The sequence below is a fragment of the Brevibacillus sp. HB1.2 genome (genome assembly GCF_013332495.1).
Classification (GTDB): Bacteria; Bacillota; Bacilli; order Brevibacillales; family Brevibacillaceae; genus Brevibacillus; species Brevibacillus porteri.
The window spans coordinates 1-14,645 of sequence record NZ_JABMIU010000022.1 but is presented as its reverse complement, the minus strand read 5'-3'; the positions used below and the strand labels follow the sequence as shown (position 1 = coordinate 14,645).

Here is a 14,645-nt window from a genome sequence, read left to right as displayed (position 1 = left end):
ATTTTTTATGCTACTCAGATGTTTGGGAGCTGAATGGGTAAAACTGCGTCGTTCTCGTATTTGGCTCGTTTTGCTTGTGCTTCCTGTTTTCAGTACGCTGATCGGCTTCGCCAACTACTGGATGAACCAAGCGATCCTGCAAAATGGCTGGTATAGCCTGTGGACGCAGGTGAGCTTGTTCTACGGAGAATTTTTCTTGCCCATTCTCATCGCGATCTGCTGTTCGTTCGTGTGCAGACTGGAGCATGTAAATCGAAACTGGAACGTGATATTGGCAGCGCCTGTATCGACTCCAACGATTTTTTTCGCGAAGCTGGTAGTGGTTGGCGTTCTCCTTTTTGCTGTGCAGCTTTTTTTCCTCGTGCTGTATATTTGCGCGGGTTTCATCGCTGGACTACACGCACATTTTTCGTTTCCTCCGGAAGTGTTCGGATGGATCATACGAGGCTGGCTGGCTTCGCTCACCATCATCGCCTTCCAACTATGGCTTTCCACGCGGATACAGAGCTTTGCTGTACCTGTCGGCATGAGTGTGTGTGCTGTTTTTGTAGGGCTGGGCTTGTATGTGTCTGGGCTCGGGATGTTTTTTCCTCTATCGATTTTAACGATTGGCATGGGCGTGCTCAGTCAAGAGAGTTTATCGCTAGGAGAGCTGGGGACGTTTGTAGTCATGTGTGTACTGTTTGTGACGACCGGCTGTGCCCTGGGGATTCGCCATCTGACGAGAGCAGGTCTTTAACAGTTTTCACCACATTAACGGTTTCCCTTTCCTGTCAAACAACCTTATAATAGAAGGTGAATGCTTGTAATGAGGAGAAGTTTCCATGGACGACAAACACATAAACAAGACGAATAGCAAATGGGTGATCTGGGGTTTTATTCTCAGCGTACTCGCTTGTGCTGTGTCTATGGCGATTTTCATCTACGTGATGCGCAACTGACAGCACAGGGTGGAAATGTCAAAAAACCGCTCGTTTATGAGAGCGGTTTTTTGCTGTGGCGTTAGCGGGATATCGCTGTTATTTTTCGGACGGCTTCTTCTTGTGACAGCTGGTTCAACTCCGTAAAGCCAAGATTGGACAGGGCGATCGTTTTTCCTTGGTAGATCGGGTAAACGCCCTGCCAGAGACCTGCTGTACTGTACAGCTGTGATCCTCTCACTTTTCGCAAAAACAATAAATAATTCCCTTCCGACAGCGGTCCAGGATATTGCAGGTTGAGCGGACTGGAGGCATCGGGAAGCGGCTCTACACCAGTGCTAATCACAGTTAATGGTCTGGATGACCTGCCTTTTATCGTTCTTTTTACTTGGAGGTTTTGTGTGTAATTCACGATCTTGCCTTGGGGAACGCTGCGTCCCGTTGGATAAGGCTGATGAGCACCGTTTACCCATGCGATGACGATCAAGTCTGACCTTTTTACTAGATCGGCAAGAGAAGGATACGGTGCGGGATCTACTTGTACACGACCGATGTCAGTTTGGGCAAGTGCGGAGAATGAAAAGGCGCAGAGAAGTGACAAACAGAGCAGCAATCGATAGAACATGAAGCCATTTCCTCCAAACAAAAGAAGTTTTGAAGGTAGTATGAACGGAAAGGGTATCGTTCATGCCTGTAGACTTTTAGTATAATGGTAATATTCCGAATAAATAGAATACGTGCTATCATGATGGCGTACTGTGATTTGTTGGTTGAAATCGCCCAGACTATGACAAGGAGGTTATCATGAATCATTTGTTTGCTTTTCGACGTGTTGGTACGTGGTTTTTCGTGTTGGCTCTCTTGTTGCAGGTAGCAGCTTTGCCTGCACTAGCCAGGGAAGAGGTCACTTCCACTAGTCCTCTGGCACTCAGCATAGAAAAATTCATCGCCGATTTGAAAAATGACGAGAATAGCAAGGGCATGTACGCTGGAATCGCGGTTTACGATCTAACCGACAAAAAGTACGTATATAAGCACAATGCCGAACGTAATTTTATCCCGGCTTCCAACATGAAGCTGTTTACGACCATTGCGGGTCTGGATAAGCTGGGGCCGAATTATCAGTGGAAGACTGAGGTGTTTGTTTCCGGAAAGATAAATAATGGTGGCGTGTTGCAAGGGGATTTGATTTTAAAAGGCTATGGGGACCCTAGCCTGAAGCCAGACGATTTGCAGCAAATGGCAAAAGCCATCAAGGATTTAGGGCTCAAACGAATCAATGGAAACCTGCTTCTCGATGACAGCTATTTCGATGAGACCAGATTGGGTACGAGCTGGATGTGGGATGATGAACCGTATGGGTACAGCGCTCAGATAAGTGGATTAGCCGTAAATAAAAACTTTACGACGCTAACCGCAACCCCCGGTAAAACGGTGAACGATGCCCCTGTCCTGACCATGAATCCGGCTACCACATACATAACAGTCACAAACCAGTTAAAAACGACAGAGGGCAAGGAGAGCAACGTGCTAGTCGAGCGTCCGCGCGGAAAAAATGAAGTTATCGTATCCGGTACGATCGGGATGCAAGCAGCTCCTTATGAAGAAGAGGTCACGATGGAAGACCCAGCTTTTTATGTGGGCGATCTATGGAAGGATCAGTTGCTGAAACAAGGGATTGCCTTACATTCGAAGATCGAAGTGAAAAAAACAGTGCTGCAAAGCGGAGTGCCGCTCTATACCCACTTATCCAAACCGTTGAGTGAGATCACGGTGGAGCTCAACAAGGATAGTGACAACTTCTATGCGGAGATGCTTGTAAAGACGCTGGGGGTTACCCAGAAAAGTGAGGGGAGCTTTGATGCAGGCAGTGAAGCGGTAGCGGACGTGATGGAGCGCGCTGGCATTGAGTCGGGCTTCCGCCAAGTAGATGGCTCGGGGTTATCGAGATTTAATATGATCACTCCAGAACAGATGATCGAAGCCCTCATCTTTTTGCAAGAGCAAGAATATCGAACGGAGCTGGAAAAATCACTCCCAATCGCAGGGGTGGACGGCACCTTGAAAAACCGCATGAAAGGAACCAGTGCGGAAAAGAATCTAGCTGCTAAGACAGGTTCATTAAGCGGAGTTAACACAATGTCTGGTTATGTAACGGCAAAAAATGGTCATAAGCTGGCCTTTTCGATTCTGATCAACGGCATCTATAAATCGAAGTATGCGAGGGAGCTACAGGATCAAATCGGGATTTTGTTAACAACCTACCCGGATATTGCAGCACCGGAAGGGTTCAGCCCTCCAGAGAAAAAGACGTACCCACTCTCTTCTTTGATCGATCCCATCCTCGATACGCCGGAAGCAGCAGGTGTTACGGCAGGCATCATGATCAAATCATTGGATTCAACAGGTGATTCCGTCTTATACGAGCGGGATGCGGACACACTGCTTACCCCTGCTTCGAATCTGAAGTTGTTGACAACTGCCACAGCGCTGAATCAGCTTGGTTCGGATTACGTATTCAAAACGGAGCTGTATGGAGACGCACCAATCACCTCACCAGGCGTACAAAAAGGCAATCTATATGTGAAAGGATACGGTGACCCTGCTTTGCACACAGAGAATGCGCTTCAGGTACAGGAAGGTGTGTCGATTGAAAAAATAGCAGGGTGGATCAAGCAACAAGGAATCACACGTATCAATGGGAATCTCGTGATGGATGAAAGCTACTTTGACCAACAACGGCTTGGCCTCGGCTGGGCATGGGATGACGAGAGCTATTATTACAACCCGACCATTGGGGCTCTAGCATTGAACCGTGGGACGGTTATGATCGAATTCAAGCCCGCTAACGATGCTGGCGAACCAGTAGAAATCAACGTGCTTCCCAAAACAGCATACGTGCAAGTGATCAATGAAGCCAAGACCGTACAAAAAGGAGAAGAAAATACGTTTGCTATCCTGCGGGACCGTGGCACAAATACCATCAGACTGTCAGGGAACCTCCCACTTGATCACGAAGGCGATTACGAGCGTGTGCCTGTGGAAGAGCCAGCCAAGTACGTGGGGACCGTACTGAAGGAAACGTTGGAGCAGCAAGGAATTACGTTTGCTCCGAAAAGCGAAGTGCTGATCCAGCCAGTTCCTCCAGCAGCAGTGAAATGGACACAATTTGAGTCACTGACGCTGAAGGAAATCGTTCAGTACCTCAACAAGCGAAGTGACAATTACTACGCCGAAATGCTCCTCAAGACAATCGGAGCTGCAAAGAAAGGGGAAGGGAGCGCAGCGGCTGGGGCAGAGATCGTTATGGAATTCGTATCTTCGCTCGGCGGGAATACCAGCTTCGACATGATGGATGGATCAGGATTGACGCGCTACAATCTTATTTCTGCTCGGCACATCGCATCCGTACTAGAGGGAATGACGAAGGAATCGACATTTGCTCCTTATGATGAATCTTTACCCATAGCGGCCATTGATGGTACGCTGAAAAACCGCTTGAAGGACACACCTGCCGCTAATAATCTTCATGCGAAAACAGGTTCGATGACGGGTGTGAATACACTGTCGGGCTATATCACGACCAAAGGCGGGGAGAAGCTCGTCGTTTCGATTATGTTTAATGGCTATGTCAAAGATGAAGAGCTGTTTACCAAGATGCAGGACCAGATCATCACGATACTGGCCAGCTATGAATAGGAGTCAAGTAAAAAGGAGCCCCACTATCGGGAGCTCCTTTTTTGCGTTGACCGTCGATTGAACTGGGTCAATGCCTGTAGCGGTCAATCAGTGGGTGACATATCTATATTCAGATTAGGAAGCAGGCGAAGTACAGAACAGCGGTGAAGGAGGGGAAAAAGAGAAGATGCACCCTGCACTCTTTCATTGGAAGCGTTTGGAGCAAGTCGTAACAGAAGTGTTTGTACAGGCAGGTGCCAGACGCGAGCATGCAAGGCTTGTCGCAGAATCTCTCGTCCATGCTGATTTGCGCGGCATCGAGTCCCATGGTCTGGCGAGGCTGCCGATTTATATCCAACGAATCGAAACAGGCTTGATTGAATTGAACGATGAACCAGTGGTATGGAAACAGGAGGGGGCAACAGCACTGGTAGACGGCAAAAACCAGTTGGGTGCGGTAGTCGGGGTGGCGGCTTTGGAGGAATCGATCAAGTTGTCACAGCAGATGGGAATCGGGGTTGTTGGTGTTCGTCATTCCAACCACTTTGGCTCCTGTTCGTACTATGCAGAACGCTCGATCGCAGAAGGAAGGATTCTTCTTGTCCTTTCCAATGCCCCCGAAGCAATGGCACCTACAGGAGGGATACGCCCTTTTTTTGGAACAAACCCAATTGCGGTGGGAATACCGGCAGGGGAAGAGCCATCCTTTTTGTTAGATATGGCTACGAGTGTCGCTGCCAGGGGAAAAATCGCCTTAGCCGTAAAAAAAGGGGAAACGATTCCTGCCGATTGGGCAATCGATCCCGATGGGAAGGAAACGACTGATCCCACACAAGCCTTGATTGGCTCACTTTTGCCGATCGGGGGAGCAAAGGGCTATGGATTGGCGATGTTCATTGATATCTTGTGTGGGCTGCTAACGGGTGCAGCAACGGGACCACATGTAAAAAGCCTATATGACAATTGGAACGATCCACAAAACGTTGGACATCTATTCTTGACGGTAGATATTGAACGATTTATGCCACTGCCCGATTTTTGCGCCAGTATGGATGCATACATTCGTGAGGTGAAAAGCGTACCTACGAAGAAAGGGGTATCCGAAATTTTCATTCCTGGGGAGATCGAGAGCCGAAAAAAGCAAGAACGTATGGAAAACGGTATTCCTTTCGATCCGAATCTGACGAAAGAACTAAGCCAATTATGCCGCACCTATGGCGTCGATTTGCAGGCTGCGTATCATGTCCCTTAACCAGATTTCCTATCGTGGTAGGTTTCATGGACAATACATTGCACATAGACTAATGTCATCGGTTTGGAAAGGAGTGAACCGCCAATGCAACGACACATGTGCAAAGGCAAAATTCACAGGGCGACAGTTACACAGGCCGAACTGGATTACGTGGGGAGTATCACAATTGACGTTGCTCTTATGGATGCGGCAGATATCAAGCCATATGAAATCGTGCAAATAACCAGTTTGCGTAATGCCACGCGCTGGAAAACATACGCGTTACCCGGGGCATCGGGTAGCGGAGTCATCTGTTTGAACGGACCACCTGCCCACCTATTTTCGCCAGGAGATCTAGTCATCATTTTGAGTATGGGCATGTACGATGAATCCGAGATCGAACAGCTTGTCCCCAAGGTCGTGTTTGTGGACGAACAGAATCGTATCACGAAAATAGAGGAGCATCATCTAATAAAGAATGGAGAGACACTGCCATTAAACCGCCAAACGTAGGAAAATGGGGCAAGCATAAGCACATGGTCCAAGACGAACTTTTGCAGGAGTATTTGCCCAAAACCCGCGTGTACTCTCCTGAAGAGCTATGGGAGTATGCAGAAGCGTTTACACACGTGATGCTGAAGCCTTCAGGAGGCGGGGGTGGGGCAGGAATTATTCAAGTAACGGCGCGAGGAGAAGAGCAGTATTTGGTTCATAGTGGAAGTCGCCGTCGTCTCGTGGATGGGAAAGAAGCCACGAGACGATACGTGGAATCGTTGTTTCGGCCAAAAACATACCTGCTCCAGCCACTTATCCCGCTTGGTAGAATCAACGGCAAACCTTTTGATGTGCGTGTCATGATCCAGCGTAGGAGCTACAAGGAGCCTTGGGTCATAACAGGGTGGTGTGCAAAGCTTGCAGGTCCGGGCTATGTTGTGACAAATGTAGCTCGCAGTCGTGGAAAAGTTTTACCCATCGGCACGGCAATCAAGCTGTCGAATATAGAAGCAGGTCCGCATCTCTTGAGTGACATCCGCACGGTAGCTACGGCGGTAGCTAATCGATTGGGAAGAGCCTATCCGACACTCCGGGAGATCGGTTTAGACTTAGGGATTGATGTGGATGGCAAACCGTGGATTATTGAAGCCAACTTCCGACCCGCTCTTTCTCTCTTTCAAAAGCTAGAGGATCAGTCCTTTTACAAACGAATTGTCTCCATGAGAAAACGATAAGAGGAAAACCACTTGTCGATGTTCAAACGGTAAGAAATGGCAGGTGGTTTCCTTTGTTTTTCTACTTTCAATTATTGTAGGAAAAATGATAATGATCTTGCAATTACAACTATGGCTTTGCTACTAGCGAAGGAACGCAAAAGTTGATAGAATGCCTCTCAATACGATGGGAGGTAATATACACGTCGATGATAACCTTGTCTAAGAAAGAAATGTTGCTGGTCAGTTTTATGCTGTTTTCGATGTTCTTTGGTGCAGGGAACCTTATTTTTCCACCCTATCTGGGTCAAGAGGCTGGTTCCTATGTTTGGCTGTCGATTGCAGGCTTTGTATTATCGGCTGTCGGTCTTCCTATCCTTGGAGTGATTGCCATCGCAAAAGCAGGGAGCTTTTACCAATTAGCGAGTCGTGTTCATCCAAGCTTTGCTCTTATTTTTCCTATTTTGATTTATGTGTCGATTGGACCCGCACTTGCTATCCCACGTGCAGGCAGTCTCGCGTACGAGATGGGAATGGCGCCGTTTTTGCCGGAACAAGCCGCTGATTCCACCTGGAGTCTTTTCTTCTATACGATCGTATTTTTTGGAATTGTCTTTTGGTTTAGTCTGACTCCTTCCAAATTGATTGATCGCTTTGGGAAAATACTGACTCCTGCACTGTTGACCATGATTGCCTTGATCTACATCAAGAGCTTATTCACACCACTGGGCCAAACGGGGGTACCAGCAGGAAAATATGCCTCCAATCCAGTTGTGCAAGGTTTTCTGGACGGGTATTTAACAATGGACGCTTTGGCTGCACTCGTATTTGGTATCGTGATTGCCAATACGCTGCGAAGCAAGGGAATCGAAGACAAAAAGCAACTGTCTGCGAATATGATCAAAGCAGGTCTCGGAGCAGGTATGTTGCTGACATTCATCTATGTCATTTTGGGATTGCTCGGTTCATCTGGAGCCTCTTTAGGTAGGCCGGAGAATGGCGGGCTGCTCCTAACAGCTATCATGAGGCAGCTATTTGGGACAAGCGGTACGCTGATTCTTGGTGTCATTTTTACCGTCGCTTGCCTTTGTGTATCGATTGGACTCGTAACTTCTTGCAGCCAATACTTTCATGGACGATTCAAAGGTTTGTCCTACAGAGGATGGGCAGTGATTCTCTGTGTACTGAGCATGGGAGTCGCAAACTTGGGATTATCGGAGATTTTAAGCGTATCTGTCCCGATTTTGGGCGCAATTTACCCAATTGCGATCGTGCTCATTTTGTTGGCGTTGCTAGAGCGCTGGATACCTGCTCATTCGTCTGTGTATATGACGACTGTCGCAGTTGTGACGGTTTTTGGTGTCGTGGATTTGATGAATCTTACGTTTTTTAATCAGAGCTGGAACGATATCTTGGGTGTTCTTCCTTTTTATAAGGAAGGGGCCGGTTGGATCATGCCCGCAATATTTGCTGGTTTTGTCGGTATTCTGCTCGATTTTCAGAATAGAACAAACCGCACAGGAACAGGAACAAAGACTTCCCCATCAAAATAAGGCAGCACGTAAGAGAGGGCTTCGTTTTCGCGAAGCTCTCTTGTTGTGGTAGAAGCATTTGTTACTTTTTTCGAGGTTCATTCGTATTAAATGTGTTAAAGCCTAAGGGGCAGTTGGGGAGGTTCATTTACGTGAAAGTAGCACCTGTTGCGGAAGGTGAGCGAATTCGGCAGCTAGACGGGATTAGAGGCTTTGCCCTCTTGGGGATCTTGCTGGTGAATATGCCGTCATTTTTGTATCCCATCATGTTCTTACCAGATGCAGGGATGGTCAATACCCATTCAGAAATGGATGGTTGGATACGGCTCTTGTTTAACATGTTTGTACAGACGAAGTTTTACACTATCTTCTCGTTTTTGTTTGGCGTAGGCTTTTTTCTGTTTATGCATCGTGCCGAGAGCAAACAGCTGCCTTATCAGGGACTGTTTGCTCGCAGATTATTGGTGCTCTTGATTGTGGGGATGGCACATCTTGTTTTCCTCTGGTATGGAGACATTCTTCATACGTATGCCCTAGCTGGCTTTCTTCTGTTGCTGTTTTACCACAGGCAAGAAAAGACGATCAAAAGATGGGCGTGGACGCTTTTGATCGGTGTGCAGGCCATGTACGCTCTTATGCTGACCGTTCCTGAAGACCTCGTTCCTATGCCAGATCAATCACCGCTCATACAAAAAGCAATCGATGCTTATGCCAATGGCTCGATCATCGAGTGGTTGCAATTCCGGGTTGCTTACGAAATTCCGGTCGTTTTCTCCCATGAGTTTATTGTTATCCTATCTGTTCTGCCGCTCTTTTTATTCGGATTTCTGGCAGCCAAGCGGGGAGTATTTGAGAGGACGGAAGAGTTTATTCCGGCCATTCGTCGCGTATGGTGGATTGCGCTGGGCTTGAGTGCTGTGCTTGTACCGATGATTCCGCTTATTCAATTCGGCATTGTTACATTTCCAGCCTCGATCTCGATTGCCGTTCAGACATTTGTTACCTGGAGCGGTCTTTCCCTGAGCGCTTTTTACATTACTTCACTTCTGCTTCTGTATCGGAAAGAGAGAGTCAAGCGCATGCTGAAGTATTTGGAACCGGTAGGCAGAATGGCGTTAAGCAACTACTTGAGCCAAAGCATCATCGCTGTATTGGTTGTGCGTGTTGGACATTTATACGGAACGCTTGGGTTGGCTCTCGGATTGGTGTTTAGCTTGGTGATCTTCACTGCGCAAATCTTCGTTAGTCGCTGGTGGCTCGCCAACTATCAGTTTGGTCCTGCAGAATGGCTGTGGCGCTGTTTGACATACGGCAAATTTGTACCAATGAAACGATAAGGAGGATCTCATGCGATTTGACACTATCATGACAATGGCTGTCGTGCTTGTGCTGACGTCCTGTTATTTTTATTTATGGAAAAGGCTTCGCTCGAAAACGTCCAGTTAATCTGGGCGTTTTTTCTAGCTTTAATGGCCAGGGGAGAGCGTAGGATAAAAGTGGCATGATTGGGGCAAAATTTTCCTATCTCACATACCTAGTAACAGCAGCAGCGCTCTGACAGTAGGAAGGAGAAAGAGGATGGCTGGCAATTGGATTTCATTTTTGATCGGCTCCTTTGTAGGATCGATAGCTGCACTCCTCGTGGTGGGACTGCTTTTGATCTGTCTTTTTCGACCTCTTACCCAGTGGCTGCTCGCCAAGTTCATGAAGCGCCTTATGTCAGACCGCTATCCGGAAAATATTTTTGAGATGGTCTCCGCCATGACCAAAGTCAGTCCACGCTACGTCCTGGAGAACAGCTTGCGAGCAGCTACTGGACAAGCCATCGAACGTCCTTTCGGAAGTCCGCGCAAGTTCTTGAACTTCGATAGCTTGATATTTTCTCCTGCACAGCTGGCCAAGCTGCCTTCGAGTGAGGATACAGAAGTGGACATGCAAATCACGATTGGCCCCATGGCAAAAAAGCCGTTAACCTTGGACATTCCGCTCATGGTAGGGGCAATGGGGTACGGTATCGGTGTAAGTGCCGATGTGAAAATCGCGATTGCAAAAGGAACGGCCGCAGTGGGGACTTTGACGAATACGGGTGAAGGCCCGTTATTGCCGGAAGAAAGGAAATTCGCCAAACACCTGATTCTCCAATACAACTCGGGAAAGTGGGCAAAGGAGCCGGAAATTTTGCGACAGGCTGACGCCATCGAAATCCATTTTGGGCAGGGGGCGACTGCAGCTGCCGCGAGCTTTATCCCCGCTGAATATATTCAGGGAAGAGCTGCTGAAATCATGGGGGTTCAGGATGAAGAGATGATTATCATTCCTTCGCGGCATCCGGAAGTATCGAAGCCGGAGGATCTCAAGAAGCTCGTAGACAAGTTGCGCACAATAACAGACGGCGTTCCGATTGGTGTCAAAATCTGTGCCAGTGCGATTCTTGAAAAAGACCTGGAGATTGTAATCCAAGCCGGTGTAGATTTTATCAGTATTGATGGCGGACAAGCGGGGACAAAAGGAGGACCTCCCATCCTGGAGGATGATTTCGGTTTGCCAACGATTTATGCGCTGACCCGGGCCGTGCGCTATTTGAAGAAGAAAGGTGTGAAAGAACGAATTACCTTATTGTCTGGGGGCGGATATAATACCCCGGGTGAGTGCCTGAAAGCAATTGCTTTGGGAGCAGACGGCATATTTATGGGGACGGCTGTTTTGTGGGCGATGACTCATGATCAGGTGACAAAAGCAATACCGTGGGAACCACCGACAGAGCTGACCACCTATCCTGGGAGCTTGAAAAACAAATTTGACCCCGATTCAGCCACGAAATACTTGGCTAACTTTTTTCTTTCGTTTGTGGATGAAATGGAAATTGCCATCCTCGCGCTGGGGAAAACGTCTCTTCGTGAAGTTACGGCTGCGGATCTCGTCTCACTCGATGAGATGACGAGCAAAGTGACGAAAGTACCCCTTGCCTATCATTCATCCTCTTCCAGTTAAAATGCTTGATCGACGTACGAATGGGAGGGATTCGTATCGAACAGAGGATCATCCAAATCAAGTCGGCCGCACAGTACAACGGATGGACCATGACACAGACGTGGGAGCATCTTCTTTTTTTACATTGGGCGATTTCACCAGCGTCTATCAAAGCGCTCATTCCAGCAGGACTTGAGCTCGATACATATGATGGCAAGGCATGGATCAGTATTATCCCGTTTTTGCTGAGTGGCGTGCGTTTGCATCGGATGCCATCCGTACCATTCACGACGACTTTCCCTGAAATCAACGTGCGGACGTATGTGAAGGCGAAAGGGAAGACAGGCGTGTATTTTCTTTCGCTGGATACGTCGAATCCCCTCGTAATCCAGATTGCGAAATTTTGGTACCGACTGCCTTATTATCGGGCCCAAATGACTTTTCATCGCCAAGGGAATCGGATCGATTTTACCTCTCGACGTCTATCTGGTCTACCTCAGTCACCCTGGTTCGAAGGCAGCTACCAGCCTCTCGTTGACAGATTTTTCGCCAAAGAGGGAACGCTGATGCATTGGCTGACGGAGCGATACACGCTCTTTTGCAGGTGTAACAGAACGAAGCAAATGATGTATGCGGATGTGGTGCACGAGCCGTGGCAACTACAGGAGACAGCCTTTCATATTCGTGAAAACTCGATGACCGAAAACCTGTCAATCCCACTCACGGATTCTCCGCATCTAGCCCTGTATTCACGTGGAGTACAAAGTCTTATTTGGCCGATTCGAAGACTAGCGGATCTGTCTTCGGATCAAGGTGGATAGTAGTGACTGATACCAGTACAAAAGGGTATCAGTCTTTTGGATTTGAGGCTTGCCAGACTGACTTTTGGTCGGTAAGATGAGAGATAGCACTTTTTTTCGAAAAACAGGAAGGATCTGGTATTTGGTTATGGCTCGAAAAGAACGAATTGGTGAGTTGGATCTAATCCGGGCCTTTGCATTCTTGGCTGTGGTTTATCAGCATGTCATAGGCGTGTATATCCGTGAGCCGGGACTGACAGAGCAGGTGTCGATCGTCTACGGAATGTTGTTTCATTTGCTAAAATTCGCGGTACCTGCATTCATTTTCATCACGGGTCTTGTTTTGTTTTACAACTACTCCGAAAAAGTGAACTATATTTCCTTTACACGTAAACGGGTAACGGAGATTTTGGTTCCGTATGGAATATGGTCGGTGGTTTATCTTTACTTGATGGAGAAGCCCTTGGGGGAGGGAGCAGGTTTTTTTTGGAATGTATGCAAAAATTTCCTGACAGGGACATCCTCGTATCATCTGTGGTTCGTCGTGATGATTTTTCAGTTCTATCTTTTGTATCCGTTTTGGCAAAGAGTATTTGAACTTTTCCGCAGATTCGTGACAAGCCGCTTTCGTCTCGTTGTCGCTCTTGGTGTCTCCGGATTGGTTTATGGGGGCCTCATGTGGTTTTCAGCGCGGTACATCCCCGCGCACGGTTTCCGATTCGATATGAATTGGCTTGATACATATTTCATCAAATACCGCGATCGAAATGCGTTCTATTATTTCTATTACTTTTTGTTCGGTGGCTTGGTCGCTGTCACGCTGCCTGCATTTCGTGCACTCCTGAAAAGATACTGGCAATGGATCATTGTTTCAGTTGGTGTCCTGTACGCAGTCATTGGCTATGAACTTTTCCGTGATTCAGGGCAAGGCCAGATCAATTTAAACGTAGCGACATCCTTGAAACCGTCCATGTTCCTCTATACGATGGCTTGTTTATTGGCTGTGTACGCTCTCTGCCTATGGATGAGCAAAAAGCAGTCCAAATGGACACATTGGCTAGGGCTCCTTGGGAAATATTCGTACGGAGCTTATTTGATTCATGCGCTGATCTTGACGTACTTGATGAAGATTTTGCGCGAGCTTCAGCTTTTTCACACGGGCGTGTGGGGAAGTATGGTAGCATTCGCCTTGTGCTCCATTCTTTCTTTTGCCATATCATATGGGCTGGGAAAACTGCCGTTTGGTTCCTGGCTGGTGGGGGCAGCAGAGAAAAAGACAAAAAAGATCCCGTCATCTCAAAAAGAATGGCAAAACGCGGGTTAATCGCAAGCAGTTTGGCCATATGTAGAGAATTGTAGGAGGTTGAAGGGAGAAGCGAGTCGTCATGCTGTTAGCTTACATTCAGTTAGCCTTGGCTATGGCCTTGGTCGGAAGCAACATCTCCATCGGTAAAGAAATTGTTTCCCATGTTCCTGTGTTTTTGTTTTCGGAGCTGCGCTTTTTGCTCGCGATCATCATCCTATTGCCGCTGCTGGCTATGCGTGGGGAATGGAAAACGTCTTGGAGCCGTGAGGAAGGCAAGGTGCTATTCTGGCAGTCGTTTTTCGGCGTGTTTCTGTTTAGTATTTGCATGCTGTACGGCGTTCAGTGGACGACGGCTACTGCGGCCGGTATCATTACGAGTACGGTACCTGCCTGCATCGCCTTGTTTTCGTTCTGGATTCTCAAGGAAAAATTACACGTCAACAGCTTAGTGGCGATCGGTCTCTCAGTGGGCGGCATCGGCTTCATTACGTTCACAGGAAGCGGAGTGGACCAAAACTGGGTAAGCATGCTTGGCAATTTGTTCGTATTTTTTGCAGTCGTCAGCGAAGTGCTTTTTACGATTTTCGCCAAAAGACTTTCTGGGAAAATTACGCCTTTCCAAATGACGGCTGCAATTAATGTCATCAGCTTTGTCTTGTTTCTTCCGTTTGCGATTTGGGAAAGCTTGCGGTTTGATTGGAGTGCTGTACCTGCAAATGTATGGTGGCTTCTTGTGTACTATGCGATTACGGCTAGCGTCTTATCCTTCTTTCTCTGGTACAAAGGAGTGGAGAAGGTGGAGGCCTCCAAAGCTGGCTTGTTCACTGGAATGATGCCGATAAGTGCTGCTCTCGTGGCTGTCTTTTTCTTGAACGAAGCATTTACTTGGATGCATGGAGTGGGGATGATCCTCGTACTCGCTTCCATTTTTATCGGTACACAGCAGCCACGTCGTATATGTTCCGTAAAAATAAAGTTGTAGACTGGCGCTGTCGTTAAG

Annotated in this window: 12 protein-coding genes; 11 read left to right on the top strand and 1 reads right to left on the bottom strand. The window is 47.6% G+C overall.

Going from position 1 to position 14,645, the window contains the following annotated elements; genetic code table 11:
- The first annotated feature begins 7 nt into the window (after window positions 1-7).
- Window positions 8-739 (top strand): ABC transporter permease, encoded by a 732-nt coding sequence (locus HPY28_RS28020; RefSeq protein ID WP_174231834.1) that lies wholly within the window; start codon window positions 8-10, stop codon window positions 737-739.
- 263 nt (window positions 740-1,002) lie between these two features.
- Here the strand turns inward: HPY28_RS28020 and HPY28_RS28015 are convergent, their stop codons facing one another.
- Window positions 1,003-1,545, bottom strand: a complete 543-nt coding sequence (locus tag HPY28_RS28015) for a hypothetical protein (protein ID WP_017248955.1) — start codon at window positions 1,543-1,545, stop codon at window positions 1,003-1,005.
- A 179-nt stretch (window positions 1,546-1,724) separates the two neighbouring features.
- Between HPY28_RS28015 and dacB the strand changes: the two genes are divergently transcribed.
- The 10 genes from dacB to HPY28_RS27965 all read left to right on the top strand — a co-directional run bounded on the left by dacB (window position 1,725) and on the right by HPY28_RS27965 (window position 14,627).
- Window positions 1,725-4,619, top strand: coding sequence for a D-alanyl-D-alanine carboxypeptidase/D-alanyl-D-alanine endopeptidase (dacB, locus tag HPY28_RS28010; protein ID WP_174224071.1), 2,895 nt, complete (start codon window positions 1,725-1,727; stop codon window positions 4,617-4,619).
- A gap of 166 nt (window positions 4,620-4,785) precedes the next feature.
- A complete protein-coding gene (locus HPY28_RS28005) occupies window positions 4,786-5,850 on the top strand; it encodes an Ldh family oxidoreductase (protein ID WP_174224070.1) in 1,065 nt (354 codons plus the stop codon).
- Between the two features lie 84 nt (window positions 5,851-5,934).
- Window positions 5,935-6,342, top strand: coding sequence for an aspartate 1-decarboxylase (gene panD / locus HPY28_RS28000; protein ID WP_017248952.1), 408 nt, complete (start codon window positions 5,935-5,937; stop codon window positions 6,340-6,342).
- Between the two features lie 23 nt (window positions 6,343-6,365).
- Window positions 6,366-7,058, top strand: a complete 693-nt coding sequence (locus HPY28_RS27995; RefSeq protein WP_017248951.1) for a YheC/YheD family protein — start codon at window positions 6,366-6,368, stop codon at window positions 7,056-7,058.
- 188 nt (window positions 7,059-7,246) lie between these two features.
- On the top strand, window positions 7,247-8,590 hold the full coding sequence (gene brnQ / locus HPY28_RS27990; protein WP_174231833.1) for a branched-chain amino acid transport system II carrier protein: 1,344 nt from the start codon (window positions 7,247-7,249) through the stop codon (window positions 8,588-8,590).
- A 131-nt stretch (window positions 8,591-8,721) separates the two neighbouring features.
- Window positions 8,722-9,906 (top strand): DUF418 domain-containing protein, encoded by a 1,185-nt coding sequence (locus HPY28_RS27985; RefSeq protein WP_174231832.1) that lies wholly within the window; start codon window positions 8,722-8,724, stop codon window positions 9,904-9,906.
- A gap of 241 nt (window positions 9,907-10,147) precedes the next feature.
- Window positions 10,148-11,560, top strand: a complete 1,413-nt coding sequence (locus HPY28_RS27980) for an FMN-binding glutamate synthase family protein (protein ID WP_106833166.1) — start codon at window positions 10,148-10,150, stop codon at window positions 11,558-11,560.
- 5 nt (window positions 11,561-11,565) lie between these two features.
- Entirely contained in the window at window positions 11,566-12,360 is a 795-nt protein-coding gene (locus tag HPY28_RS27975; protein ID WP_174231831.1) for a YqjF family protein, read from the top strand.
- A gap of 127 nt (window positions 12,361-12,487) precedes the next feature.
- Entirely contained in the window at window positions 12,488-13,663 is a 1,176-nt protein-coding gene (locus tag HPY28_RS27970; protein WP_026043117.1) for an acyltransferase, read from the top strand.
- A 61-nt stretch (window positions 13,664-13,724) separates the two neighbouring features.
- Window positions 13,725-14,627, top strand: coding sequence for a DMT family transporter (locus HPY28_RS27965; RefSeq protein WP_174231830.1), 903 nt, complete (start codon window positions 13,725-13,727; stop codon window positions 14,625-14,627).
- Window positions 14,628-14,645 lie beyond the last annotated feature (18 nt).